Genomic DNA, 26,318 nt, shown 5'->3' on the forward strand with positions numbered 1-26,318 from the left:
TCGAACTTTACAACGCTTGAGTTGAAAGCTGACCTAACAATCACGCCTGCAGTTCTAAATGTTACAGCAGACCCTGACCAGAGCAAATTATTTGGTCAGACGGATCCAATCTTGACTTTTAATGCAATGGGTTATGGAGTAGGAGATGATGAATCCATCTTTAACGGAAGCTTAGTCCGTGAAGCCGGAGAGGCAGTTGGATTCTATGCCATCAATCAGGGCAGCTTGGATGCAGTAATGAATTATACAATCAATTTCACTGGAGCCACATTTGAAATTGTAACCAATGATACCGATGGCGACGGCGTACCGGATGACGTGGAAGAAAAGGATGGTACAGACCCTAAAGATCCTTTGGATTATAAGGATGAGGACGGGGATGATGTTCCCGATCATGTGGAAGAGCAGCAAGGTACAGACCCGACTGATCCAGGAGATTATAAAGATACAGATGGAGATAATGTTCCTGACTATGTGGAAGAGCGAGAGGGTACGGACCCTGAAAATGAAGATGATTATAAAGATGAGGATGGGGATGATGTACCAAACTATATAGAAGAAAAGCAAGGTTCAGATCCTAATAATCCTAGGGATTACAGAGATGAAGATGGAGATGATGTTCCGGACTATGTTGAGGAAAAACAAGATTCAGATCCGTCCGATCCTGGAGATTATTTAGACACCGACGGAGATGATGTGCCAAACTATGTGGAAGAACAGCAAGGGACAGATCCAACTGATTCAACAGACTTCCCGGATGAAGATCTAGATGGAATACCAGATTTTGTTCAAGCCAAGTCGGTTTCCGAATTTGTTGACTCGAATCTTGAAGTCCTATGGGGAACTATTCAAGCGGACCTGAAAGTACCAACCGATGTAGTGGTAATAACAGCCGAAGGAGCAGTTATTAATTTACCGGTTGTCTGGGATTTAATCGGGTATGACCCATTAATTTCCGGGACTGCCAATTATTCTGGTACGGTAGAATTACCGGCAGGTCTATTTAATCCTTATAACCTTCAGCCTGAATTGGAAATCACGGTTTTAGCAAAACCAGCACCACAGGATGTCACTTTGAGTGCAAACAGCTTTATCGCTATTCCAGATGTGTTCTTCCAGTCTATCGGAAACTTTACGGTGATTGATCCTTCTGATGATCAGCATATTCTGGATTTACCGGAAGGTGTTCAGGACAATAATTTCTTTGAAGTGATCGATGGAATCTTGTTCTGGAGCAGTGCAGAGCAGGCTCAGGGAAGAACGGAATTCACCATCCTATTGCGAGTTGAGGATCGGGCAGGAAATGTTCTTGAGAAATCCTTCCAGATCACCAGAGAGCGAACTCCGCTGGATCAGTTGGAAGTACCAAATACCTTTACTCCGAACAACGACGGCGTGAATGATACCTGGGGAGTTCCAGCACTAAGATACTATCAGGGAGTCAGGATTTCGGTCATGGAGGTTAGCGGAAACCGCGTGTTCTACACCGAGAATCCGGACATGAGATGGGATGGAACCTATGATGGAAAAGAATTACCGGTAGGAGCGTACTTCTGGATCATTGAGGTAGAAGAGACGGGAGAAGTTCGAAGAGGTGTATTGAATCTCTTAAGGCAATAAAATCAGACTGAATTAGGGAGACCGAAATAAAATCGGTTTCCCAATTTTTAAATATTTCGACTTTGTAATGAAAAAGAACATCAGAATTATAATAACAGCTTTTTTAGTCATTTCCTCGGTATTGACGGGTAAAGCGCAGTCCAGAAAGTATATTTCAAATTTTAGTCATTTTCAGAGCTATTTTAATCCGGCTTTGACAGGCTATGAGGGGAGTGCAATTCGTGGCTTTGTAAGAAATCAGTGGTCAGGATTTGAAGGCGCTCCCAAGACTTATTTTATTTCAGCGGAATTGGATTTTGGTGAACTGGCAGGGGAGGAAGATCCTGCTTTGATGGGAAAGAATGCGATATCTGCCAATATGCTTTATGATACCTATGGTGCCTTTCGGGAAACTGAATTGCTTTTGTCCTATGCTTCCAGGGTTAGGTTGACAGAGAAGCATAACTTGAGATTAGGTGCTGGATTGAATTATCAGAGTATTCGATTGGATGGAAATGCACTGACTACGGAGGAACAGAACGATCCCACACTAGGGCAGTATATCGGTCAGTTTTCGAATATGAATGTGATTGACTTTAATCTTGGGATTGCCTTAACGCATGCCAAATATTATGTGTCTTATGGAATGCACCGGGTAGCCGGAGGAAAAATCACTTCAGGAGATGAATTTATGGATGGATATCCCTCGGCAATTATGGTACAGGCGGGATATCGGGAAGCGTTGAGTGAAAATTTAGCGGTCATCTTTAATGGATTTTACAGAAGCCAAAAGGACATGAAAGACAATCTGGAATTTAACCTGAAGGCTTTGCTGATGGATCGGGTTTGGCTAGGGGTAGGCAATCGAGTGAATTATGCCACGAATGTCCAGATGGGAGTTTTAACCAAAAGACTAAGGATTGGGTATTTATATGAATTTCCTACAGGAGGAAGTTATAATCTTCCAGGAAATACCCACGAGTTTACAGCAGTCTTTAACCTATTCAGAGATAATACCCGAAGAACAGATAATGAGGTGCTGATTTGGTAGAATAGGCTTCAAAAGATATAGTTTTTGATGGTAACTTCTATCTTTTTTTATCGGTTGATCCAATAGATAGTACCGCTTCTTACCTTTTTCTTATTTTTAAATTTTATTTTATTGTGAAAGATCAATGAGAATGGATATGGACAGATCTTACGAACTCTAATGGTAAATTTGAGGAAGTTATGAGCCTTTTGGAGGTAAAGGAAGCAAATAGATGAGTGAAAACCCGGTAATACCTGGGCTTTTTTATCACTTCAAAAGTTTTATTTGACTTATATAATTCAGAAAAAATCAAATATGTTAGAACTTATTCGAAGTTTTAAAGGATAAATAATATCTCAAATAGTATAAGTGAAATATACTCTTTTTTAAAAAATTCATCTTAAAATAAATTTATAAGAGCGGAATAAGGATATAATTAAAGTGGATTTGTAGGAACTACTTAATTATAACATTCTTTTAATTTATGTGATACTAAAAAAAATGTTTACCATTCTAAATTAATCTTCAAATGTATTTTTAAACTGATATGAGTTTAAAATGGTAATTAGACTTTTCTCTTTTTTGGAAGGTAATTTCTTTGCTTAGTTGATAGAATGCCTCTAAGAGATAAGCATTATTAATTGTACCTACATCGATTCCTTTAAAGCCGATTAACTCGATCAATCTCTTTACTCGAACCCTTTCAAATTCACCATCTCCACAAAAGTATGTTTCCTTTATTATTCCTAAAACGTCTGATTCTGGATAGTCTAAACCAAGATTATTAAAAGCCTTAAAAACTTTATTATTATTTTCAACAGCTTTTTTTATTTGGGTAGTATTCGAACTAGAAGTCCTATTTTTAGATATAGAATTAGTGCAGTCTATGATGATTTTTTCTTCGAGATCTGTATTTCTTAATACCTTGCAAATAGTAGGTAAAAATTTATTTTCACTACAAATAAGTATTATATCTGCTTGAATAATTGCAGATTCATACGGACATATTCTATCATAAAATCTGTTTAATACTTTCCATTCAGTGGCTTCTGTATCAAAATCACTTCTGACTCCGAATACCACATTTAACCCAGCATCAATATATTTTTTACCGAGTGTTTTGGAAAGGTTTGTTCCTCCAAGAATTCCTAATCTCATAACTAGTTTAAAATTATGGGTGAATAATAATAACCTAAATAATCACTATTCAAATCTCCCCTCTGTTTTCAAAAGAAATGTATAGAGATTACAATAGAAATTATTGAAACATAGATTTATTTTATGTAGAATCAAAATATTATTTGGATTAAATTGGTTGTTTGTTTTATATAACAAAAGTTTGGATATCAAAGCCAATAATTATATTCTGAAATAAGTAATAAAAAAGAATATTATTTTAAAACTTAAGCTTAAAAATGGAAAAAGCCCACTGTATCAATACAGTGGGCTTTTCTATGTTAGTCTCCTATTGGGTTTACAAGTTGAAATCCTCTTCCCAAAGTCTAAATCCCCCTTTGAATGCGTTTTGATTTGTACCAAGTCTACATCCTTCGGGCACGTAGGAAAGAAGTTTGGAATTTCCTCCCCCAAGTAGAATGTCATCTGGCTGGAAAACATGAGAAAATTTCTCAATACAATTGCCTACATGCTTTTCCCATTTTTTCGATCCTTTTTTTTGAAGGTATTCCTTTCCTACATAATTTTCAAATGTTCCTTTTTTATAAGGTAAATGACCTGCCTCCATAGGAATAATGGTTTTGTTGACAACCATTGCAGTTCCAAGACCTGTACCAAACCCTAAAAAAAGTAGTTTTTTCTTTTCATACCCACCTAATGCTTGCATAGCAGCATCATTGATGATTTTTACAGGACAATTAAAAGCTGACTCAAAATCATATCTCTTCCAGCCATCTCCTAGGTTAACAGGTTCAGTTATGATTTTATTTTGTCTGACAACTCCAGGAAATCCGATTGATACTTTATCATATTTCCACCCAGAAGCATTTTCCTTTATTAAAGGTATCATCTGCTCAGGTGAAAAATCTCCTCCGGAAGGAATTTTTATCCTTTCTGGTTGACCAGTTGCTAAAATTTTAATATTTGACCCTCCGATGTCGATTACTAATATATTCATGCTTTAAATGTAAATTTCTCTGAAGAGAAACTGAGTTTTACTTTTGGTGACAGATTTATTTAAATGCTTTATAACTAATGAAATCCGGGTGAAAAAAATTTGCTAGTTGTAAAAAAGCATTTCCTTTCATGATTAAAGATAATCAATAATATTTTTTGGTAGGGAGAGAATTCTTAAAAGAATCATCAAATTTATTATGAGTGTGACCCCAAATGATAATTTCTCCTTAAGAAATGGCAAACTATCTCTCTGTATTTAATCAAGACTTTTTTAACTATAAGCCTAAAATTAATTTTTAAATACTTGGTCTTTTGATTCGTATTCGAATGTTTTAAGTGGGAACAGTAGTTTTTTGGTATGTTATACTTTGACTCTTATAGGTAAACATTTTACTTGAAGTTAAGGAACAGATATCTTTTCTTATTCGTAATGCCGATTTAGAGCTTGTTCACTCAGAATAAATTCTTGATTAGAATCAAACTTGTTTGTGATTAGGAGCTATTCGGAAAAAATTCCCCAATCTGTTACTTTAATTCTTAAATCCACAGTGATTGATTTTATTTTGAATCCTATGATAAATCCGTAATCATCTTATATTCAATTGTTTAAATAAAATAAATAATAATTTAAGATCTAAGGCACGACTTATGAACTATCATGTTTGTAATAAATTTATTCACTAAAAAACGAAATCATGAGTGCATTTGAAGATAAATTGAAAGGAAACTGGAACGAAATTAAAGGGAAAGTAAAGCAAGAATATGCTGAATTAACCGAAGATGACTTGAAATACCAAGAAGGTCAAGAAGATGAGCTTTTAGGTAGAATCCAGAAAAAAACAGGAAAAGGTAAAGAAGAAGTAAAAAACTTTATTGATAGCCTATAATCCCTTTAAGTAGCTAAAAAGACAAAATCCCTGTATTTGTGAAAATACAGGGATTTTTTTTGGGTTTACTTTGCAGCGTTTTTCTTTGCAGTTACCTCTGCTCTGATTTCTTGTGCCAGATTTTTGATGGCTTGCATGCCATTTCTAACTCTTGTTCCAGCAGCCTTATTGCCTGCTTCATAGAATTTTGTGAAATCTGCTTCTAAAGATTCAACTAATTCTTGTACTTCTTTAAATCTGCTCATTTTAGATTTTTGTTTAAAATTAAATTTAGGTTGACGGGCACCTTGCTGCCATTAAGTAATAATAGCAACTTTAAAACCCTTTGAAAAGCCTTTTTGAAGGGAATTTCAAGAAATTTTCTAATTAGTTTGATTTAAAGCAAATAAATAGGATTATCTGAAGAATTACTTGTGATCGATTATTTATTTCTTCACAAATTGCCTGAATTCAGGATAAAATAGATACTACATGATGATTTGACATTTCAATCTTGAATAACCGATTCTAATCATGAAATTTGAATTTTCTATCATAAGCCAATCTTACCATCCTAAATGAATATTTGGCAATTAATTAAAGATGCAATTCGAGGAAAGGAAAAAGAATTTACTAGAGTTTCATTAAGAACTGAAATTTTCGTTTTAGCAATTCCAATGATTCTTGAAATGATGATGGAGTCACTATTTGCTATTGTTGATATTTTTTTCGTAGCAAAGCTAGGTGAATATGCGATTGCAACAGTAGGGCTAACGGAGTCTATCATCGTGATTGTTTATGCCATGGGCTTTGGGATCAGCATGGCTGCAACAGCTTTAGTAGCTCGAAGGTTTGGTGAAAAGGAATATAAGGAGGCAGGAGCTGCTGCGTTCCAACTACTAGTTGTAGGAGGTTCAATGGCGATATTTCTCGGGTTGCTTGGATGGACCTTTGCGCCGGATATCCTTGGATTAATGGGAGCTGAACAGGAAGTTATTGATTCTGGTGTAAATTTCACAAGGATTGTCTTCGCGGGAAATATAGCCATTCTCTTACTTTTTATGTTAAATGGTGCGTTTAGAGGAGCAGGCCAAGCTCATCATGCGATGCGATCACTTTGGATTTCAAATGGTCTCAATATCATCTTAGACCCCCTTTTTATTTTCGGAATAGGTACATGGGGAGGTTGGGGCTTGGAAGGAGCAGCTATTGCGACTACGTTGGGTCGTAGTATAGGAGTGATTTATCAATTATATCATTTATTTAATGGAAAGCATAAACTGACCATTATTAAAGAGAATATGATGATCTCCTGGGTTCTTGTTAAAAAAATCATGGATATCGCCATAGGAGGAATGGGTCAATTCTTGATTGATTCTGTTTCTTGGATTGCCTTAACTCGAATGAATGCCGAGTTTGGTTCTGCTTCTCTAGCTGGGTATACCATTGCTTTTCGGGTATTGATGTTTACACTGATGCCAGCTTGGGGACTTTCTGGCGCAGCAGCTACGCTAGTGGGACAAAACCTGGGTGCAAAAAAAGTAGAGCGTGCAGAAAAGGCTGTCTGGCTTACCACCAAATACACTGTGATCTTCATGGGGTCGGTGACAGGGATTTACTTATTGTTCCATAACCAATTAGCAGGATTTTTCACTGATATTCCGGAAGTACAAACTATTGCGGCAGAGGGACTATGGGTGATTGTTTTAGGTTACGTCTTTTTCGCGATAGGTATGGTTTTAACTCAAGCTTTTAATGGAGCAGGAGACACGAAAACTCCAGCCTATATAAATATTGGGGTGCTTTGGTTTTTGGAAGTTCCGCTCGCTTATATATTGGCATTTCCTTTAGGTCTTGGTTATTCAGGAATTTTTATTGCAATAGCATTTGCTCATTCTTTTCATGCAATAGTGGCTCTCTACTTTTTTAGAAAAGGAAAATGGAAGACTATTCAGGTTTAAAACATTGGTAGTAATTGGCTTGTATTGTTATCTATGAACAGGAAAGAGATTGTGAGAAAATAGTAATTGATTTCTTCCACCTTTCATCAAGACTCCTAAAATTTTATGTTATATCACTTTAATTTGAGAATTTTATTTCATGCTTTAGCTGTCCACCTGATAGTTCAGGATAGTCAGAAGGATATTTCACTGAATTTTTAAAGCTATTCCTTATCTTTTTGAGCGAAACCAAAATGATCTATGTCTAAATCAGATTCTAACATCCCGGTATTTGAATACAATCAACGATACATCTGGCTGATCAGTCTAACTGCAGCTCTTGGTGGATTTTTATTTGGTTATGATTGGGTAGTAATTGGTGGTGCTAAGCCTTTTTACGAACCATATTTTAATATAACATCAACTTCGGATCAAGGCTGGGGGACAAGCTCGGCTTTGGTGGGATGTATGGTAGGGGCGATTCTCTGTATTATTCTCAGTGATAAATTAGGTAGGAAACGCTTATTGATCTTTTCTGGTTTTCTATTCTCGCTTTCGGCTTTGGGTACGGCTCTATCAGAAACTTTTTGGTGGTTCAATACTTATAGAATTGTAGGTGGAATAGCTATGGGGATTGCACTGAATCTTTCACCCTTATACATTGCTGAAATTTCCCCTCCGGAAAAACGGGGCATGTTTGTAACTATCAATCAGTTGCTTGTGATGATTGGGGTTTTATTAGCACAAATCTGTAATTGGCAGATCTCTCTTGTCGATGCCAATCTACCTGAAAATGCAAGTTTTGAGGTAATTGCGGCGAGTTGGAGTGGGCAAATGGGATGGCGATGGATGTTTGGAGCTGAAATTATTCCAGCTATGTTATTTTTTCTATTAATGTTTTTGGTTCCAGAAAGTGCTCGTTGGCTGGTTAAAAACAACCAGGAGCAGAATGCAAGAAAGGTTCTTGAGAAAATTGGTGGTAAGAATTATGGAGATGTTTCTATAGCCGAGATAAAAACAACCCTTCAAGAAGGTGATTTGGGAAAGGTTCATTTTCGGGATTTACTCCAAAAACCTCTTCCAAAATTGATTGGTATTGGAATATTTTTGGCTTTCCTGCAGCAATGGTCAGGGATCAATGTGGTTATTTATTATGCAGCGGATATTTTCCAAGCTGCTGGCTACAACCTGAAGCAAATGATGTTAAATATTGTAGTTATCGGTGGAGTCATGGTGCTTTCAGTATTTATTACGCTTTTCACGGTTGATAGATTTGGAAGGAAAAAATTGCTATTGGTAGGAACTGGTTCAATGGCCGTTTTATACGCTTTGATCGGTTATTTCTTTTTAGTTGATCAGGGAGGATTGGTTATTGTCCTTTTAGTGTTGACAAATGTTATGTTCTATTCCTTCACTTTAGCACCTTTATTATGGGTTGTTCTTTCAGAGATTTTCCCAACGAGAATAAGAGGAGCGGCGATTTCAATTGGAGCATTGGCACATTGGGTTGGGAATTTTACATTAACGTATTTTTTTCCCGCTATCAAGGAGAATCTTGGCTGGTCCAATAACTTCTGGCTTTATGGAGGGATTTGTGCTTTTGGGTTTATAATAGTCTATTTGATTTTACCTGAAACTAAAGGAAAGTCTCTGGAACAACTCGAAAAGGATTTTCTTTGAATTAGTAATCAACCTTCACTTCATGTTTAATTATTAGGGTATCTAGACCTAGTTTGCAGTGAAAAAGACTTAATTTCAAACAATAAATAGGATCTATGAGCAACAACGACATTCTTCGAAGCCTTCGCTACACTTTTGATATTAATGATTTTTTGATGATAGAAATATTTGGAATGGCGGGGGTTGAGGTAGATAGGCCTACAGTTGCCAATTGGCTAAAAAAGGATGACGATGAAGAGTTTTCGCCTATTTATGACAAAGATCTCTCCGCTTTTCTCAATGGCTTTATAGTTTTAAAAAGGGGAAAAAAAGAAGGTCAAGAGATTATTAATGAAAAAAGTCTTAGTAATAATCAAGTGTTACGGAAGCTTAAAATTGCTTTAAGCCTTATTGATGAGGATATGCTCAATATTTTAAAAGCAGCAGAATTCCGGCTTTCCAAGCATGAGCTGAGTGCATTTTTTAGAAACCCAAAGCAGAGTCAGTATAGAGATTGCAAGGATCAGGTGCTTCGGAATTTTTTAAGAGGGCTTCAAATTTCCTATAGACCGAATTAATCTTCTTCTGGAAAAACTTCTTTTACCCGACCAACTTCACCCGTGTCTAACATAACTTTTATTCCATGGTGATGTGTTGGTGAGCTTGTTAGAATCCGCTTTACAAAACCTTCTGTTAATTCGCCAGTTCGTTGATGATGTTTTTGTACGATCGTCACTTCATCACCAATCTTAATGTTTTTTCTAATGCTGCCAGGTAGGGATTTTTTTTCCATGATTCAAAAGTACGAGGTCTGTTGGATTCTAAAAAAAATGAAAATCAAATTATGTAGCATTTTATCTTATAGTTACGTCTTTAATATTAAAAAGAAATCAATCCGATTAGAAACAAAATTTATTTTTTATTGCGCTAATATTTTCTGCTTTTTTGGTCAGTTGCTCTAATGAAGATAATGAGTTAAGTCCGGATCAGGCCGTCAATGGGATATATCAGCACACAGAACGGAATTCAAGTGAGGAGTTTGATTTTGTTAATAGAATTGAAAACAGGTTGAATAGCCATTTACCAAATGACAGTTCGAGAAAAGAGTAAGACTGAAGACTTTGGTTTTAAATTCTATTATGAAGGAAAATACATAATAGAAGATGATATAGTAGTGATAAACTATATTTCTATTTATTTGCTTAATGATCCAGATATTAGTTATGTCTCCAAAGAAGATCTCGACCAAATTGAAGTTGAGGATACATTTAGTGAACGCTACAGAATAAGGGATAAATTTGATGAACTTAGCTATATCTGTCCTCCCAATGCGCAATGTATAGGAGAGTTGATATATGAAAGGATAGATTGAATATCTAAAATAATATTAAATGATGGGCTGGTTTCAATAATGGAACCAGCCTTTTATTTTAAGCTTTAGTTCTGATTTTCAAGAAAATAATGTAGCTTTTAAACGTATAATTTGAGAAATGAATTTAAAGCTGATACTCTTATTTCTATCTATTGCACTCATCTTCTCTTGCAAGGAAGAAGAGATGGATATGCAGCCTTCTAAGCAAGAGTTGGGGAAATATCAATTGGAAGTGAAGGGAAATACCTATGATTTGATAAACATTATTGAACTTAAGATCGGAGGAAATGTAATTGGTGCTGGAATCGTCAAAAATCCCGGTGGATCTGAAGATTTAGGATATAATTATTACTTCACAGGTAAATACACCATGAACGATGATGTCATTTCTATTTTTCAGGAATCCTATTTTCAAACTGCATCGCCTTCAAAACTATTTGATGCTAGAGAGTTGTTAGTTTTAGTACAGGCAGGGTCTGAAAGTTTTGATTTTGCTATTAAATCGAATTACACTGAATTACATTTAATTTGTTCTTCTGGCAATTTATGTTTGGATAACCCGATCTATAAAAAAGTAGATTAAAAAAGGCTGCATACTTTAAGTAAACAGCCTCTGCGTTGGTTAGTTTTACCTTATTTTTTAATTATCCTGAGGGATATTCATCAACAATCCGATTAAATCTTTTGGTGTTTTTACTTCCCCAAGCAATTCATCTTGAAGTATTACGTGAAGTTGATATTCAAGTTCAAAAATTAAACCATTGATAAAAATTGGATCCATTCGTAATTGTTGAATAAAGTTTGCATTTTTCTGCTGACCGGAAAGGTTTATTCCATAAGAATGGAAAACCTCAACGGCTTTTTTTAGTAGTGTAAATTGTTGGTTCATAGTTTTTCAAATTTAATGCGAACTAGTAGTCTTACCTACGAATGATAATATTTACGAGAATTTATCGATTAAGGATTTAGTAATTCAAAATTAAATTTTGTTAAGTAGGATGATTGTAACAACAATCACATTCTTAAACGTTTTAAAATTCAAGTTTAGTTTGACAATATTTGCTTTTTTAAAGGAAATGAATCGCTACAGAAAAAATTCCTTGCCGAAAGCAAAGTCATTTTTTAGCATATACCATGAAGGAATTTTTGTAGTATGTTTCTATTCCTATAAAAATTTAAGAATAGGGGATGAGACTTTTAACTCTTGAGCTATCCTTTTAAAACGCAAGACATTTAGTAGCTATAATTCTTTCATTTGTAAGTGATGAAGAAAGTATTTTATCAAAAAATCCAGTATTTTGGAAGGGTGAATTAATTATTTTTCCAATGAATATATTTTCACATTTCTTAAATTCTCTGATAGTATCAAGCTTTTCCAAGGGCTATTAGGAAATAATATAGAGGTCATCACCAGTTCTCCATCATTTACAAAAACTTCAATGGAATGAGCATCCAGAAAGATTTGTAATTCTTTTGCTTCCCAACTCATAGGTGCTGAATGAATGGTTGCAAAGTCACGATTAAAGTCAGAAATCCCAGCATTTGATCTATCAACGGAGAGTAAACCCATTTCTTTGGAGACTATTAATTCTTCTCCTAATTCATTTCTAAAACTTAATGTGAAAGAATCTTCTCCGGAAATGTAGGCTTGAATTTCCACAGCTTGGCTTGGAAGTGCTATTTCCTTTTTATTGATTGAATAAGTTTCTCTCCTTGTGTTTTCTAATTCTTGGATTGGTGAAGATTTTATTAAGTAAGTCCCGTCGACATCAAAGAGACTTAAATTTCTAGGGATTGTCATCGCAGATCTCCATTTCTCAGTAGGAACCTGATTCCCATAGAGCCAATTGCTCATCCATCCAATAAATAAGGTTCTATTTTGTGAAGAAGGAAGATTACTCCAAGTTACTCCAGCGTAATTATCTGGTCCATAATCCAGCCAACGAATCATATTGTCGTCAGGGGTAAAAACTCCTTTTTTAAAATCTCCTATAAAATATTGAGTTGAAGACCCTTTTTGAGGTCCACCAGGGTTGATACTGACAAAAAGTACATATTTTGATTCTCCTTTTTCAGTTTTTAGTGAAATCAGATCTGGACATTCCCAGACTCCTCCATGTGCTCCAATCCCCTGACCGAATTCGCTTAATTTTGTCCAGTTAATCATATCAAATGAGGAATAAAATTCGATATGGTCTTTAACTGCCAGAGACATCAGCCAACTTTCCTCCCCGCGTTCATTTATAAATATGTTTACTTTTGGATCTCTAAAATCTTTTATTCCTGGGTTTTTTAAAACCGGGTTTTTGTCATACTTCGTCCACGTTCTTCCTTTATCAAGAGAATAAGCGATGCCTTGTGTTTGAAAGTCAAGTTTGCCCTCTCTTTCTCCTTTTGGATCATGATAGGTAAAAATCGCTACTATCGGAGGATTGTCTAATGTACCTAAACCAGAGGTGTTTATTAAATCAACCACTGCTGAACCTGAAAAAATATATCCTAAACTATCCGGCTCTAAAGCGATGGGAAGATGTTCCCAATTTATAAGGTCAGTAGAAACGGCATGTCCCCAATGCATTGGACCCCAAACAGTACTATCAGGATAATGTTGGTAAAATAAATGATACTCACCATCTAGATAAAACATTCCATTTGGATCATTCATCCAACCTGCTTGCGGTGTAAAATGATACTCCGGTCTAAATTTTTCATTCTCGGATTCTTTGAAAACTATCTCATTTGAATGATTACAAGCCGAGCCTAAATAAATCATAGTGAAAAGGTAGATAAAAGTCTTTAATCTCATTTGAAATAATCTTGGGTGATGTATTTTACTAATTCTTTTGGATTAGCTTCAGATTTCATTTGTTGGTAAAGTTTTATTGCGTGTGACTTATACTGATCATTTGTCCAAAATCTTAATAACGCCTCCTCAAAATTTCCCTCTTTAATTTTGTGAATACTTACTCCTTCGGGTCCTAACTTTCTTTTAATAATGATTCTGTTCCAAAAATATTGATCAATAATATGTGGAACAATTAATTGTACGCACGCATTTACAGCGGCTTGATGAGTAGTACCGGAACCACCGTGATGAATCATGCCATAAATTTTGGGCAGAATCCAATCGTAAGGTATTTGCTTTACATAAAATAAAAGATCGGAATCTATTTCTGTTTTTTCTAATCCACCCCAAGATAGATTTACGATTGTAGGGATTTTATGCTTCACTAAAAGATTCAAAATTAGTTCGGAGTACTTTCTTGGTTTTGGGTTGGTCATAGAACCGAAGGTCAGTAAAATAGCTTTTGGGTGTTTTTCAAGCCATTTATCTAGCCCAAGGTCGATCGTGTAGGTTTTGCTTTGATTCCGAAAGTAAAAACCAGTGATTTTTGAAGAATCAGGCCAATTGCTGGGTTTGGGGAATAGAGAAGGGGAAATAGTATAAAGTGTCCTAAGCTTATTTAACTCAAAATCATTTATGGTTTTGGTGTTAAAAGTTAGATTTGGAAAGTCATCCAAATACTTTTTCAAATATCGTTTCATGATACCATATCTGAAATAATTCACAATATTATAGGTTCTCAAATTCCACTTTTCCGAAAAAGGCCCCCATTTCGCTAAACCAATGTGAGTAAATTCTTTTGTAGGATGAGACATGCAAGGAATTGGTGCCAAAAGAAAGAATTTCTCTGGATCTGCCATTGCCTCTAAATAGTGATAAAGCGCTTTCGCATGAAAAATAACCTTGTCAGGATTTAATTTTTTTAAAATGTCTCTTTGCTGTTCTATGATTAACCCTTGAATTTTAAATGAATTTCGAATCAGATTTAAATATCCTTTAAATTGACCGAAACCACTGCCACCACCTCCCATGATTGCTTTTCCACTTTGGGTTTCCAGCATTTCGAGGAATCTCTTATCAAAACCGAAAAAATCATAACCTAGATTTGTAACCATTTCTCTAAACTGTTCTGGAAATTGACAGATTACGTGATGACCCTCTTCTTTTAGAATTTCTGCCTGAGCGAGAAAAGGTTCTATATCACCTCTAGTACCGATAGAAACAAGTAGAATTTTCATTACATTTTTTTAAATGTGCTGCAATCAGTAGTTTTATCATTCAATCTACTTTTAATATTTAATTTTCTTTATGAAAGGAATAATTTTAGCTGGTGGCTCAGGTACGAGACTTTATCCTTTGACTATTTCTGTCAGTAAGCAGCTGATGCCTGTTTACGATAAACCAATGATTTATTATCCTCTGTCTGTTTTAATGATGGCGGGCATAAGGGACATACTAATAATCACTACACCTGAGGACAAATCTTCATTTTCAAAACTTTTAGGAGACGGATCTCAGGTAGGTTGTAATTTTCAATATGCTGTGCAGCCCAGTCCCGATGGACTTGCACAGGCATTTATTATTGGAGAGAAATTTATTGGTTCTGATAAAGTAGCTTTAATTCTTGGTGATAATATTTTTTATGGATCGGGGTTACATAAGACTTTACAGGAAAATACAGATCCAAGTGGGGGAGTGGTTTTTGCATACCATGTCAATGACCCACATCGATATGGGGTAGTGGAATTTGACAAAGACCAAAAAGCAATAAGTATTGAGGAGAAGCCCAAGACTCCAAAATCAAATTATGCTGTACCTGGATTATATTTTTATGATAATCAAGTGGTTGAGATAGCAAAAAATATAAAGCCAAGTCCCAGAGGAGAGTTGGAGATAACAGATATTAATAATGAGTATTTAAAGAAAAGTCAGTTACAAGTAGCAATTTTGAATAGAGGCACCGCTTGGCTAGACACAGGAACTCATCAGTCTTTATTACAAGCAGCACAATTTGTAGAAGTTATAGAAGAAAGGCAGGGTTTGAAAATTGGCTGTATAGAGGAAATTGCTTTTAGAAATGGATTTATAGGAAAAGAGCAATTAATAGAAGCTGCGGAAAAACTTGGTAAAAGTGGATATGGAGCCTATTTGAGAAGATTGGTATAGTTTGATCCAATAATAAAAAGCCTTTGGTTTTAATACCAAAGGCTTTTTACTTAATGGTTTTTCGTCTATCTCAAATGATTCCAATTGATTAATGCATTCCAAACTAGTGGTGCATCATGGTGATTTAAATACCTGTGTAACGGATCGAAGGTAAAAGCTAAAACATTGCCCTTACCTACAGGCAGATTGAAAATTGTTCCTTGCCCGATTATTGTCTGTTCATTTCTGACCATTCCGGACCTAACATAAGGTGCATCCTTACCACTTTCAGGCTTTTCCTTTTCCTTAACTTCCTGATCTGGCATACCCATTATTGGACCTGAATATTCAATCTCGTCCTTTAAAGGTTTTGTGCCATATTGAAGAAGCATCATATCACGATCTTTCAAATCAACCCTGTAAAGAGGACCATTTCCTCTGAAAATCGGGAATGTCTCAGGGAAACCGTATAAAACAGGACTTTCAGATTGTTTAACCTTGACGGTAACCACCGATCCAGGATGAAACAGACCAGATGCAGAATAGGATTCTAAATTTCTAACGATCCCTGTTTCAGCAACCATATTCGTAGAATTATCCAAAGTGATAATCAAACCGCCTTCTTCCACGAACTTTTTTAAATTCTCAATTCCCAAAAATCCGGGACCTCCTGTAATATCAGAGGAAGAATCTGGAAAACCATGAGATGGAAATTCATCAGTTTTGGTAAATGGCATAGGCCCGAATTCTGTAGTAACACCATGAATGAAATCAGCTCCATTTCCTCTAGCCCTGGGCACTAAAATCACATCAAATTTTGCTCTTAAACCTCCAGCTTTTAGATCGTCTTTATCGATTGATGTGTAAGGGATGCCTCTTTGCTCAAAAGTATATCTGGACCAACCTTCATCTTGGGTATTAAACCAAGTATGATAAATCGCAACTTTTGGGAGGGTTACAGCATGAACATCATCACTTGAAGGTTGTTCGCTACCTCTGATCAAATCTAACCCAAAATTTGAGGCTATATAATCAGCTTGTTTCTGAGAGATTCCTTTAAAATAAAATGATCCAAACCCAAGTGTATCAGATCCTGTAATAAATTCATTTTCAATTACATGGACTTCAGATTTATTGTTTTCGGATTTTAACCAATAAAGTGCTGGTAATACAGTGTTCTGAGCTTGATAATCTAAAAAGTAATTGTTTCCACTTCCAGCTATTTCACCTTTATAAACAGCATCTTCAGAAACAATTTTCAAATCTTTTGTGTCGTAAGCAACACTATCTGACTTTTCTACTTCGACTCCATAGAGATAACCCAAGGTCCATGCTATATCATCATAGGGAGGGAATTTTGCTTCCTTGGGATAGTTTTGTTCTGTCAACAAATTCACAGCTAGGTTTCTGTAAGGTTGATCTAATAATATCACATAATCACCTTCCTTGTCACCGGAGATTGCTTGATGCACTTCGATTTTTTGTGCGCGTAATTGATTTACTAAATAAGCTGCCATTGCAGGATCTTTTTGATCTCTTGGAATAACAAAGCTTTTTGGTCCTTCTGTTTTTCCTTTTTGAATGGAATTAACTCCTTTTTGATAAAAATTCTTCAGTAACTGCTCGCCATTATGTGCTGCATAAGTTAAGGAAGCTAAAACTCCAGCTTGCATATAATTTATGTTGTTTCTTGCAGACCAATACACCTTTTGAGTTGGGGGATCTGGTCTATACCACTCTCTACTTGTAGCTGGATCTCCTGCATATCTTGCATTGGATAAATCCCGCATGTAAGTGTTTGCACCGGCATTCCCAAATGTCTCATAAAAACGTCCATTGGAATTGTGATTATTTGCAACCCAAATGCCATATCCTGGCCACCAACCGTCATAAAAAGCCCAAGTAAAAGCTCCAGGCATTCCTTGTGCGGCCAAACTAGCAATGTCACTGTTTGCCATTATCTGCCATTCTCCAATAGTAATGGGGTCTACCTGTTCGTTATATGGACCTGTTCCGGTAGAAATATAAAGGAGAGGAACTGACTCATGAAGATCAAGCATTACTAAAGGATGCCAATCGAAAAATATTTTGAATATGCCTTTTGTTATTGCCTGTGAAACCTGAAGTCCATCCCTGTTATTGTCATGGAAAACATACTTTCCCCAATAGGGAGTAGACCTTGGAAAATTATCATCCCAATCAGTTCTAGCCTTGGAATAGCGGTGGTACCAGTCGACTTGTTTATCCCTTCCATCTGGTTCAGATACCGGATTAATCAAGACGATAAGGTTTTCCCTTATATATTCTATAGCTTTATCCTCACTGGTTATAAGTCTATACGCTAATTCCATTAGCATTTCAGGGGAACCCATTTCAGTAGAATGCATTCCTCCATTGAGGTAATAAACTGGCTTTGCATCAGCAATTATAGCCTCAGCTTGATCAGAATCTGTGATTCTTGGGTCTGATAATTTTGCCATTTGGTTTTTGTAGTGATCCAGTCTATTCATACTGTCATCACCCCCTATCACAACCATATAAATTGCTCTTCCTTCTTCAGTTGTCTCTACCTGCTGCATACTCAAATGGGGAGATTTTTCGGCCAGAAGCTGATAATATGCATAGATTTCTTTTGTACCATGCATGATTCCTGGAGAACCAATGATCTGTCCGAAATGAGTTTTTGGAGAAGGGATGTCCGGATGATCTACAACATCTAAAATAGAAGATGGAAGAAATCTTGGGTCAGTCGTATATTCTTTGATCTTGGCGTTATAATCTTCATCTATCTCCTGGGCAATAATCGATTGAAAAGCCAATAAGCAAAATAGCAAACCCGTATAAAAACGTGTTTTCATGGATTTATTTGTTTGGTGGTTGATGATTTTAAAATAGCTTAGAAGTTAAGCTTTTTCTTTTTGACAGAGGGAATACTTATGTAAAAAATGAAATCTAAGAAATCAGACTTTATTTCTGGATTAATTGTTCTAAACTAATTCTAAGTATATGTCCCATATTATGACAGTTTAAAAATTTCTCATTTGAATAATGTTTAGCCAATTCCTTTTTTAACGAATCAATGTTTTCAGGTAGAGATATTTTATCGTGTTCCATCGATCGAAGAATATCATCTATTCCTTTTTGAGAGGATTTTAGTCGATGTGCAATCAATGCTCTCTCTTCTTTTTGATATTGAAGCATAGACTCAGGAGTGATGTATTTCATACCGAGCTGAATCAAAACGTTATTTTCCTTAAAGTACTGCGGTAGATAAATTGATTTTTTCCCTTCATAGGATTGTTGATCAAAATCAATTGCTCTGATTCTGTAATGAGTTTCTTCAAAATCAGGTGTCACATCTATAACAAAATTTGCTGAGTGCATATCTCCCAAGAGTCTTACAAAACATCTTTCATTAAACTTGACAAATTCCTTTGCAAGTCTAATCGGGTTTAAATGAGGATCAGTCATATGCAGACGCATAAACTTATCTCCTGGAATTCCGGCAATATGTTCCTCTATGAGCGTATTTTGATGTACGAGATAGCTGATTCTGTTAGGTGATAGCAAATGTTCTAATTCTAATCCGTAAACGCGTGATGCATCTGCATTTTTTATGTAGAAGTAATCAAAGTTGTCATTAATTCTATTGACAATTCTTACGCGGAATGGTTGGGTATTTCCATAAATACATAAGTCAATTCGATCCACATATAAATGCTCCATGACTGACATATCTCCTCCAGCCTTTAATAAAGCATAGATCTTCTTGACATATAAATGGATTTCTTCTCTATCAGATTGGTCATAAAAAACTGTCTCCCATAATGTATCCTGATCCTTTGAGTCATATAATGCAATTGAACTAGAATACCTTAAAAGCTCATGGTAGTGGATGGGAATGTCTACTTCCCTGGAATATTTTATTAAGTACTTTCTTAAGCCTGTACTTATGGGATATATCTTCTTTTTTTTACTTATTAGAGCCATAGGCTAAAAATCTACATGTTGACTTTTCTTTAAATTCCTATCGAAGATAAAAGGGCCAAATGGTAAAATTGAGGCGATTAAAGCAAAGAAAGTACGACTAAAGTTCCACTTTAGTTTGTGAGCCGTAGGAAATACGGTGTAAATGTAGATGATGAAAAGTAAACCATGGATCCACCCAACGATTTTCACAGCCATAGGTAATCCAAAGACATATTTTAATGGCATTGCAATGAATAATAAAATCAGAAAAGAGGTTCCTTCGATCAAACTGATCCATCTAAATCTCTTTGCCCACGTATGTTGTTCTGGTGTTAAACTCATATTATTTTTTGATATTAAATAGCACTTGCAAAGCATTCCAAAGTTGACGTTTCATAGATTTGTCTTCTGAAATTTGACTGAGAGCATCTGCAAATAGATATTGAGTTTCATCATCGGTATAAACTTCATAAGGAATGGCAGGAACTGCATTTATGGAATGTTTGATTCTTCCGAATTTCAAAATTATATGGGCATTTAAAGCCTGAAATTCTTCAAGTGTTCTACCTTCCAATGTAGGAGAGGAGACAAGGCCTACCTCATTCATGGATCTTCCAACGGCATTAATCATTTTTACCAACATATCCATAACCTCTTCAGACAATTCCTGCTCTTCATGAACCACTAGAAGCCCTTTTGAAAAATTCCCTTTAACGGGAATAGGTTCAGCTACTGGTTGATTGTTGGAATCCGAACCATAATTATCCAAACCCTCATGTACAGTATTATCAGATTTTGAAATTATATCCGTATCTTTTTTTTCTGACGACTTGGATCTAATTGCATTTTTATCCTCCGGTAATAGAAAAAGATCTTCTTCCAGAAAGAATTGTAGCTCTTGGAGACTTAAGTTTTCCATAGGGGGAATTTGGTCAAAAAATGTTCATCCACAAAAAAAGATAGGACAAATACTTCTGTCCCTATCCTAATTTTTAAACTATTTAGTGTCCGATAAATTGAAAATGGACTTCAGCTCAACAGCATCTTCGGGTTTCATTCGTTTCGCGAGAACTAGTCTTAGTTGTCTTCTTCTCAATGCTCCCTCGTAATGCTCTATCTCTTCTGGTGTTTCTGGAACGACCTCTGGTACTTCTATTGGTTTTCCATTTTGATCCACTGCTACAAATGTAAAAAATGCACGATGGGTCATAATCTTTTTATTGGCTGGAATATCTTCCGCAATCACCTCAATAAAAACTTCCATTGAGGAGTTAAAAGCTCTGGTTACCTGAGATTTAAGAGTTACTACATTTCCTAAAGCAATTGGTTCTTTAAAGGAAATATTATCTGCAGAAGCAGTTACCACAATACGATTAGAATGTTTTTGGGCAGCAATAGCTGCTACCACATCCAACCAATGCATCAACTTTCCACCCATTAAATTATTCAAGGTATTGGTGTCATTTGGTAGGACCATTTCGGTCATGATTGTTGCGGACTCTCTAGCAAATTTCTTTTTTGGCATAACTTTAAATTTCAATAAAAGTATATAGAATATTTTGAAAAAGGTAATTATTTATAAATTAAACAGAATTTTATTCTGTTAAATGGATTATTTAAGCAAATGAATGATTTATCTCCATCCATCCTTACCTAATAATGGTACAAAAGAAAATGCATCATACTCTTCTCTAAGTACTTTTGTTTCAGATTTTTTGGTCAACTTTAACATAGTTTGCCTTTTTCGATCACCAACAGGAATGACTAAGATCCCTCCGATTTTTAACTGTTTTAATAAAGAATTCGGGACAATAGGAGCTCCGGCAGTAACTAAAATCTTGTCATAGGGTGCATGGGAGGGGAGTCCTTCAGACCCATCACCGTAAAATAAATTCATTTCTATTCCCAGCCTTTTTAAAAATCTTTTTGTGCCTTCATAAAGTTTCTTTTGGTACTCAATAGTGTAAACTTCTGCACCCAAAATATGAAGGATGCTAGCTTGATAACCAGAACCAGTTCCTATTTCCAAAACTTTATCTCCTGGCCTAATATCCAGTAATTCAGTTTGAAATGCTACAGTATATGGCTGGGAGATTGTTTGTCCTTCCCCAATCGGGAAAGCTTTGTCCTCATAAGCATGAGAAATCAGGGCTGAATCAAAGAAAAAATGACGAGGTAGATTGTTGATGGCATTTAAAACGCTTTCACTTTTGATTCCTTTCTCCCGTAATAATGCCACTAAAGCTTTTCTTTTTCCTTTATGGAGGTAGGTATCTTCTAGTTTAAGCATTCCGATATATATTATTTAATTCAGTGATCGAAGTTAAAAGAATAATTGGCTTTATTTGAACTCTTAAAAGTCAATTTTTGCTTATCCATTGATAGTCCGAAGTTTAAAAAAAATCATGTTTACAGGAATTATAGAATCTTTTGGAACGATTCTGAAAATAACCAAAGAAGGTACCAATGTTCATTTTGATTTGGAGTCTATTTTAGCTGCAGAGCTTAAAATCGATCAATCGCTAGCGCATGATGGAGTTTGCTTGACAGTAGTAGAAACTAAACCAGATAGATATCGGGTAACAGCAATCGATGAAACAATCAAAAAAACTAATCTATCCCAATGGGAGGAAGGCAAAAAGGTGAATTTAGAACGTTGCATGCCCGCAAATGGCCGATTTGATGGCCATATAGTGCAAGGACATGTTGATCAGGTTGGAGTTGTAAAGAGTATTTCTGACCAAGATGGAAGTTGGATTTTTGAAATTGAATATGATTCAAGTAATGGGAATGTTACGGTAGAAAAAGGATCGATTACTATTAATGGGACGAGTTTAACTTGTTTTAATTCAGGGCCGGGCAGATTTTCTGTAGCCATAATTCCTTACACATTTGAACACACAAACTTTCATCAGCTAAAGGTAGGAGATAAGGTAAACTTAGAATTTGATATTATAGGGAAGTACATTGCGAGAATTGTAAACGGATACTCTCAGCAGTAAACTTTAATCAAGAATAATTAGAAAAGGGCTGAGATCAATTTTGATCTCAGCCCTTTTTATAGATTTAAAGTCATTCTATTTTAAACTAACGGTTTTTGGTTCAGGGTCTTTTACACATCTAAATCCCACATTGGAGGTACCAGAATCAAAAGCCTGACCTTGTCGAGCAGATGGTCTATAATTGACACAGTAATTAGCTGCGCAGAGATAAGAACCTCCTTTTATGACCCGTTCCATAGCAAAAGGATTATCTGGGTTATAACAAGGATTCATTCCAGCATCAAGTTTTGGGGCTTGTCCTGCTAATCGTGCATATTTTAAAGCATCATACCAATCACTTGTTAACTCCCATACATTTCCAATCATATCATAAAGACCAAATGTATTGGGTGCAAATGATTTAACTGGGGAAGTTCCGATAAATCCATCATTTCCAAGGTTTTCATTTGGGAAATTACCTTGAAAGGTATTGGCCAAAAACTGTCCATTTGGGGTTAATTCATCTCCCCAGGCAAATCTTTTTCCATTCACACCGCCTCTGGCTGCAAATTCCCATTCTATTTCTGTGGGTAATCTTTTTCCTGCCCAATTTGCATAAGCAAGTGCATCATCATAGGCAATATGAACGACTGGGTGGTTTTCTCTACCTATAATATCGGAATCAGGGCCTTCTGGATGCTTCCAATTTGCTCCATTAACCCAGACCCACCAAAGTGAAATATCTTGAAGAGGAACAGCATATGGAGGTGGAGAAAAAACCATAGATCCCGCCACTAAAACTGATTCATCTGGTTTTGGAGTCCCGGGGGGTAACTGCTTTTTTAAATCTTCCCAATCGGGTTTTTTTTCAGCAACCGTTACATACCCTGTTGCGTCAACAAACTCCTGAAACTCCGCATTCGTTACTTCATGTGTATCCATCCAAAAACCATCAACTTTTAATTCTACAGCTGGTTTTTCGGCCGGATATGCATCGGCTTCGTTTGTACCCATTACAAATTCTCCTCCTGGGATCCACGCCATTCCTTCAATCTTTTCAGTTGGAACTGGAGATTCGGATACAACCATTTTGTCTTCGTCGATCTTGTTTTCTTTATTTTCCTTTTGACAGGAAGAAAAAAAGGTAGTTACTAAAATTCCTGAAAGAAGAAATAATATCTTGTTGAAATGCATCTTATCTAATTTACGTCGTGAAAATTAATAAGAAATGTGTAGAAATGCAGGAAAATAGGTGATTAGGTTTACGGAATTTCAATAAATCTCCTGAAGAGAAATAATCCGTTGCTTAACTTTATTTCTTAGTTTGTTAAAAAACTGTTTTCTTTCTTTTTCTCCAACTTGACTGATCTGGGTGGATTTTTTGATCAGATTTTCAAGATTTTTAAACATCCCTTCATTGAAAGCTTGATCTGTAGTACCCATGAAATAGATGACGCCGTAATTAATATAAGTGATCTTAGTCTCATCTAGTTTTACAAAAAAAGTATTATCACCCAATACATATTCATTTACTAAAAACTTATACTCAGGCGACTCTTCATTGGGCAGTGAATTAGGAAGAAATTTTTTTCCATATTCAGCCATTTTCTCTAAATGATCAATTACTTCATTTACACATTGATAGAGTTTTAACGCATCTTCTTGATAAGAAATAATACCCATTTCATAATATAAATCAATCTGTCTTAAGGTAGTATTGATTCCTTCCAAGTTCCAGATCTCAGTTGTGGGGATTTTGATATAAGATTTTACAATTTTTTTCGTGACCTCTTCTAATTCAGGGAATTTGGTTTCAGAAAATGAGAATTTTCTGTTTTGGCTATCCTCATTGAAAAGAATGGATTTTTTCCAAAAAAAGAACTTAAAAGCTGCTAACTCATTGTGGAAATAATGATACCACGGAGGCATATCCTTCAGAAGGAAGTAAATATGCCTGTTTCTGAAACTACTTACCATTTCCAATTGTGCTAAAACATCCTCCATCCACGTTTTGAAATTATCCTCTTTCAATGTGTTTTGATTAGCTTGAAATACAATCGTACTTGAATTAATACTGAAAAATTTATCTATTGAAATATTGAATTTTTTGGAAAGAAGGTATATCTCATCAAAATCGAGCAATTTTTCTCCTCTTATTCTTCGGTAGGCACTGTCTAGACTTACATTTAGCGTTTCTGATACTTCATCTACTAAGGAAGAATAGGAGGGAATAGTTGATTTTAGATTTTGAAAAAACAATACTTGTGTATGATTTGATTGGATCATAATTAGGCAGCCTTAAAATAATATTTTACATAATACAATATAGAAAAATTTAAATTTTAATAATAGGTAAAATTGCCTAATTTATTTTGATTCACTATCTATTTAAATTATGATTCATAAATGATTGTTAGAATAAAATAAAGTTAAATAATTGATAATTTTTTGTATTTAAACATGATGACATTTTGTGTCTAGGTTACTTTTTGGGACTAAATACAAATGATTTACCTAGACTCAATTGGCCAATTGAACCTCCTTTGAATATTTTTCCAAACTCTAATCTCCAGGCCATTTTATTAAAATCTTTACTTGCTGAAATCCCTAAGTTGGCTGCAAATTGACCTCCACATTCTGAATATAGATTTGCTAGATATTTTGTGGAAAGAGTTACTTCTAGTTTTTCGGGTATTATTGGTTGGGTTAAAAAGAGGGTAGGTTGCATTTGCCAAGTATTGCTAGCTCCATCGCCGGACCCGCGTACAGCTGGAAGGAAAAAAGCAATTCTATTTGGGACTAAAGAAAATTTAGGTCCAATTCCAATAACCGTGGATGAACTGTTCTCTTCATCACTGAGCCAATTTCTATCAATTTTGCCGCGGATATCTATAGCTCCATTTAAACCTATCCCAAAGTTGGTTCTCACATGATTAATTCCTTTGTATTCACTGGTTTTACCTGTGTTTGTGTAATAGGAGTATACTCTATTTGTCCCTTGCCCGGAGTTCGTGCACTTTGAAGGTCAGAGAATACAGGAGAGCATGCAGGTATAATGGATAAAATTAGGAATGCAAAAATCCAATTAAACTTTCTTGCTACCTTTTCGATGGAATTTGAGGTTTTAGTTTTAGATAGATTTGATTTGTTCAAAAAATAATTTTTTATCATAGTCTCAGTGAGTTTATCCTCTTTAGGCGGCTGTGTTCTAAATAGCCAATCCCAAAAAGAAGTGCTGAAGCTATAGCCATATTGAGGTCTATTGAAATGATGTAAAATATGGGCCCTTTGCACGTTTGGTAATAGGTGTTTTCCAAAAGGCTGATGAAGGATATAATGGATATAATTGTAGGTAGTAAACCCAAATAGAAATCCTGAAAGGATAGGAGTATAGCCACCTTTGTTAACCGAAAACCAGATAGCCAAAACTAGGATCAATAAAAAAATGAGTCTGTGAAATGGCCTTACTTTAAGATCGTGAGGTTGTTGATGATGCTTTTGGTGATTGAATAAAGTGTCCTTTGATCCCGGTAAGATCAATTCATGCATCAGAAATCTATGGATGAAATATTCAACAAAAGTCCAAAACAGCCATCCTGTAAAGAACAAAATGATAAATGAGATAACTGGAAATGAGAAAAGTAATTCGTTTAAAATTAACAATCCCAAAAACAAAGAAGTCCCGATAGAAAGGCACTTATTTAAGTGGATGGGTGATTTTAAAGCAAAAGGTTTCATGACTTTTTTTAATGAAGTTAGTACCTCACTGAAGTCAATTG

Annotated in this window: 27 protein-coding genes; 10 read left to right on the forward strand and 17 right to left on the reverse strand. The window is 35.4% G+C overall.

What is annotated here, in order from left to right; all coding sequences use genetic code 11:
- Together AAGF08_RS12585 and AAGF08_RS12590 are read left to right on the forward strand one after the other, a co-directional pair.
- A partial coding sequence (locus AAGF08_RS12585; RefSeq protein WP_343511545.1) for a gliding motility-associated C-terminal domain-containing protein occupies positions 1–1,620 on the forward strand: 1,620 nt, incomplete at its 5' end.
- 67 nt (positions 1,621–1,687) lie between these two features.
- The gene (locus tag AAGF08_RS12590; protein WP_343511546.1) at positions 1,688–2,650 is read left to right on the forward strand and encodes a type IX secretion system membrane protein PorP/SprF; all 963 of its coding nucleotides are present in this window, start codon (positions 1,688–1,690) and stop codon (positions 2,648–2,650) included.
- A 516-nt stretch (positions 2,651–3,166) separates the two neighbouring features.
- On the opposite strand, the gene AAGF08_RS12595 is transcribed toward AAGF08_RS12590, so the two are convergent.
- The gene (locus AAGF08_RS12595) at positions 3,167–3,787 is read right to left on the reverse strand and encodes an NAD(P)-binding domain-containing protein (protein ID WP_343511547.1); all 621 of its coding nucleotides are present in this window, start codon (positions 3,785–3,787) and stop codon (positions 3,167–3,169) included.
- A 316-nt stretch (positions 3,788–4,103) separates the two neighbouring features.
- A complete protein-coding gene (locus AAGF08_RS12600) occupies positions 4,104–4,763 on the reverse strand; it encodes an ROK family protein (protein WP_343511548.1) in 660 nt (219 codons plus the stop codon).
- A 694-nt stretch (positions 4,764–5,457) separates the two neighbouring features.
- Here AAGF08_RS12600 and AAGF08_RS12605 point away from each other — a divergent pair.
- Entirely contained in the window at positions 5,458–5,649 is a 192-nt protein-coding gene (locus tag AAGF08_RS12605) for a CsbD family protein (protein WP_343511549.1), read from the forward strand.
- Between the two features lie 65 nt (positions 5,650–5,714).
- Here the strand turns inward: AAGF08_RS12605 and AAGF08_RS12610 are convergent, their stop codons facing one another.
- Positions 5,715–5,894, reverse strand: coding sequence for a histone H1 (locus tag AAGF08_RS12610; RefSeq protein ID WP_343511550.1), 180 nt, complete (start codon positions 5,892–5,894; stop codon positions 5,715–5,717).
- Positions 5,895–6,206: 312 nt separating this feature from the next.
- Here AAGF08_RS12610 and AAGF08_RS12615 point away from each other — a divergent pair, with 312 nt between their 5' ends.
- The 3 genes from AAGF08_RS12615 (at position 6,207) to AAGF08_RS12625 (ending at position 9,805) form a co-directional block, all read left to right on the forward strand.
- Positions 6,207–7,589 (forward strand): MATE family efflux transporter, encoded by a 1,383-nt coding sequence (locus tag AAGF08_RS12615; RefSeq protein WP_343511551.1) that lies wholly within the window; start codon positions 6,207–6,209, stop codon positions 7,587–7,589.
- Positions 7,590–7,829: 240 nt separating this feature from the next.
- Positions 7,830–9,248: a sugar porter family MFS transporter gene (locus AAGF08_RS12620; RefSeq protein WP_343511552.1), complete on the forward strand. Its 1,419-nt coding sequence runs from the start codon at positions 7,830–7,832 to the stop codon at positions 9,246–9,248.
- 95 nt (positions 9,249–9,343) lie between these two features.
- The gene (locus AAGF08_RS12625) at positions 9,344–9,805 is read left to right on the forward strand and encodes a DUF1456 family protein (RefSeq protein ID WP_343511553.1); all 462 of its coding nucleotides are present in this window, start codon (positions 9,344–9,346) and stop codon (positions 9,803–9,805) included.
- Here the strand turns inward: AAGF08_RS12625 and AAGF08_RS12630 are convergent.
- Positions 9,802–10,020, reverse strand: a complete 219-nt coding sequence (locus AAGF08_RS12630) for a YwbE family protein (RefSeq protein WP_343511554.1) — start codon at positions 10,018–10,020, stop codon at positions 9,802–9,804. The genes AAGF08_RS12625 and AAGF08_RS12630 overlap by 4 nt on opposite strands.
- A gap of 294 nt (positions 10,021–10,314) precedes the next feature.
- Here AAGF08_RS12630 and AAGF08_RS12635 point away from each other — a divergent pair, with 294 nt between their 5' ends.
- Both AAGF08_RS12635 and AAGF08_RS12640 read left to right on the forward strand, forming a co-directional pair.
- Complete coding sequence (locus tag AAGF08_RS12635) at positions 10,315–10,599, forward strand: hypothetical protein (RefSeq protein ID WP_343511555.1); 285 nt, start codon at positions 10,315–10,317, stop codon at positions 10,597–10,599.
- A gap of 118 nt (positions 10,600–10,717) precedes the next feature.
- Positions 10,718–11,182 carry a hypothetical protein gene (locus tag AAGF08_RS12640; RefSeq protein WP_343511557.1) on the forward strand — a complete coding sequence of 155 codons (465 nt, stop codon included), beginning with the start codon at positions 10,718–10,720 and terminating at the stop codon, positions 11,180–11,182.
- A gap of 57 nt (positions 11,183–11,239) precedes the next feature.
- On the opposite strand, the gene AAGF08_RS12645 is transcribed toward AAGF08_RS12640, so the two are convergent.
- The 3 genes from AAGF08_RS12645 to AAGF08_RS12655 all read right to left on the reverse strand — a co-directional run bounded on the left by AAGF08_RS12645 (position 11,240) and on the right by AAGF08_RS12655 (position 14,682).
- Entirely contained in the window at positions 11,240–11,488 is a 249-nt protein-coding gene (locus AAGF08_RS12645; protein WP_343511558.1) for an acyl carrier protein, read from the reverse strand.
- A gap of 426 nt (positions 11,489–11,914) precedes the next feature.
- Positions 11,915–13,405, reverse strand: coding sequence for a glycoside hydrolase family 32 protein (locus AAGF08_RS12650; protein WP_343511559.1), 1,491 nt, complete (start codon positions 13,403–13,405; stop codon positions 11,915–11,917).
- Positions 13,402–14,682, reverse strand: coding sequence for a glycosyltransferase (locus AAGF08_RS12655; RefSeq protein ID WP_343511560.1), 1,281 nt, complete (start codon positions 14,680–14,682; stop codon positions 13,402–13,404). The genes AAGF08_RS12650 and AAGF08_RS12655 overlap by 4 nt, the downstream gene beginning before the upstream one ends.
- Before the next feature lie 70 nt (positions 14,683–14,752).
- Between AAGF08_RS12655 and rfbA the strand changes: the two genes are divergently transcribed.
- Positions 14,753–15,610, forward strand: coding sequence for a glucose-1-phosphate thymidylyltransferase RfbA (rfbA, locus tag AAGF08_RS12660; protein WP_343511562.1), 858 nt, complete (start codon positions 14,753–14,755; stop codon positions 15,608–15,610).
- Between the two features lie 65 nt (positions 15,611–15,675).
- Here the strand turns inward: rfbA and AAGF08_RS12665 are convergent, their stop codons facing one another.
- From AAGF08_RS12665 to AAGF08_RS12690, 6 genes are all read right to left on the reverse strand, one after another.
- A complete protein-coding gene (locus tag AAGF08_RS12665) occupies positions 15,676–18,447 on the reverse strand; it encodes a M14 family zinc carboxypeptidase (RefSeq protein WP_343511563.1) in 2,772 nt (923 codons plus the stop codon).
- A gap of 109 nt (positions 18,448–18,556) precedes the next feature.
- Entirely contained in the window at positions 18,557–19,579 is a 1,023-nt protein-coding gene (locus AAGF08_RS12670; protein WP_343511565.1) for a hypothetical protein, read from the reverse strand.
- A 3-nt stretch (positions 19,580–19,582) separates the two neighbouring features.
- Complete coding sequence (locus AAGF08_RS12675; protein WP_343511567.1) at positions 19,583–19,900, reverse strand: DUF3817 domain-containing protein; 318 nt, start codon at positions 19,898–19,900, stop codon at positions 19,583–19,585.
- A gap of 1 nt (position 19,901) precedes the next feature.
- On the reverse strand, positions 19,902–20,477 hold the full coding sequence (locus AAGF08_RS12680; protein ID WP_343511568.1) for a hypothetical protein: 576 nt from the start codon (positions 20,475–20,477) through the stop codon (positions 19,902–19,904).
- A 78-nt stretch (positions 20,478–20,555) separates the two neighbouring features.
- Positions 20,556–21,083 carry an acyl-CoA thioesterase gene (locus AAGF08_RS12685; RefSeq protein ID WP_343511569.1) on the reverse strand — a complete coding sequence of 176 codons (528 nt, stop codon included), beginning with the start codon at positions 21,081–21,083 and terminating at the stop codon, positions 20,556–20,558.
- Between the two features lie 108 nt (positions 21,084–21,191).
- Positions 21,192–21,848 carry a protein-L-isoaspartate(D-aspartate) O-methyltransferase gene (locus AAGF08_RS12690; protein WP_343511570.1) on the reverse strand — a complete coding sequence of 219 codons (657 nt, stop codon included), beginning with the start codon at positions 21,846–21,848 and terminating at the stop codon, positions 21,192–21,194.
- A gap of 115 nt (positions 21,849–21,963) precedes the next feature.
- Here AAGF08_RS12690 and AAGF08_RS12695 point away from each other — a divergent pair, with 115 nt between their 5' ends.
- Complete coding sequence (locus AAGF08_RS12695; RefSeq protein ID WP_343511571.1) at positions 21,964–22,560, forward strand: riboflavin synthase; 597 nt, start codon at positions 21,964–21,966, stop codon at positions 22,558–22,560.
- 75 nt (positions 22,561–22,635) lie between these two features.
- Here AAGF08_RS12695 and AAGF08_RS12700 read toward each other — a convergent pair whose 3' ends face one another.
- The 4 genes from AAGF08_RS12700 to AAGF08_RS12715 all read right to left on the reverse strand — a co-directional run bounded on the left by AAGF08_RS12700 (position 22,636) and on the right by AAGF08_RS12715 (position 26,277).
- A complete protein-coding gene (locus AAGF08_RS12700; RefSeq protein ID WP_343511572.1) occupies positions 22,636–23,733 on the reverse strand; it encodes a formylglycine-generating enzyme family protein in 1,098 nt (365 codons plus the stop codon).
- 78 nt (positions 23,734–23,811) lie between these two features.
- Entirely contained in the window at positions 23,812–24,825 is a 1,014-nt protein-coding gene (locus AAGF08_RS12705; RefSeq protein ID WP_343511573.1) for a hypothetical protein, read from the reverse strand.
- Between the two features lie 196 nt (positions 24,826–25,021).
- Positions 25,022–25,468: a hypothetical protein gene (locus tag AAGF08_RS12710; protein ID WP_343511574.1), complete on the reverse strand. Its 447-nt coding sequence runs from the start codon at positions 25,466–25,468 to the stop codon at positions 25,022–25,024.
- Complete coding sequence (locus tag AAGF08_RS12715) at positions 25,465–26,277, reverse strand: sterol desaturase family protein (RefSeq protein ID WP_343511575.1); 813 nt, start codon at positions 26,275–26,277, stop codon at positions 25,465–25,467. Before AAGF08_RS12715 ends, AAGF08_RS12710 begins: the two co-directional genes overlap by 4 nt.
- Between the last annotated feature and the right edge of the window lie 41 nt (positions 26,278–26,318).

Source organism: Algoriphagus sp. SE2 (assembly GCF_039563885.1).
GTDB lineage: Bacteria > Bacteroidota > Bacteroidia > Cytophagales > Cyclobacteriaceae > Algoriphagus.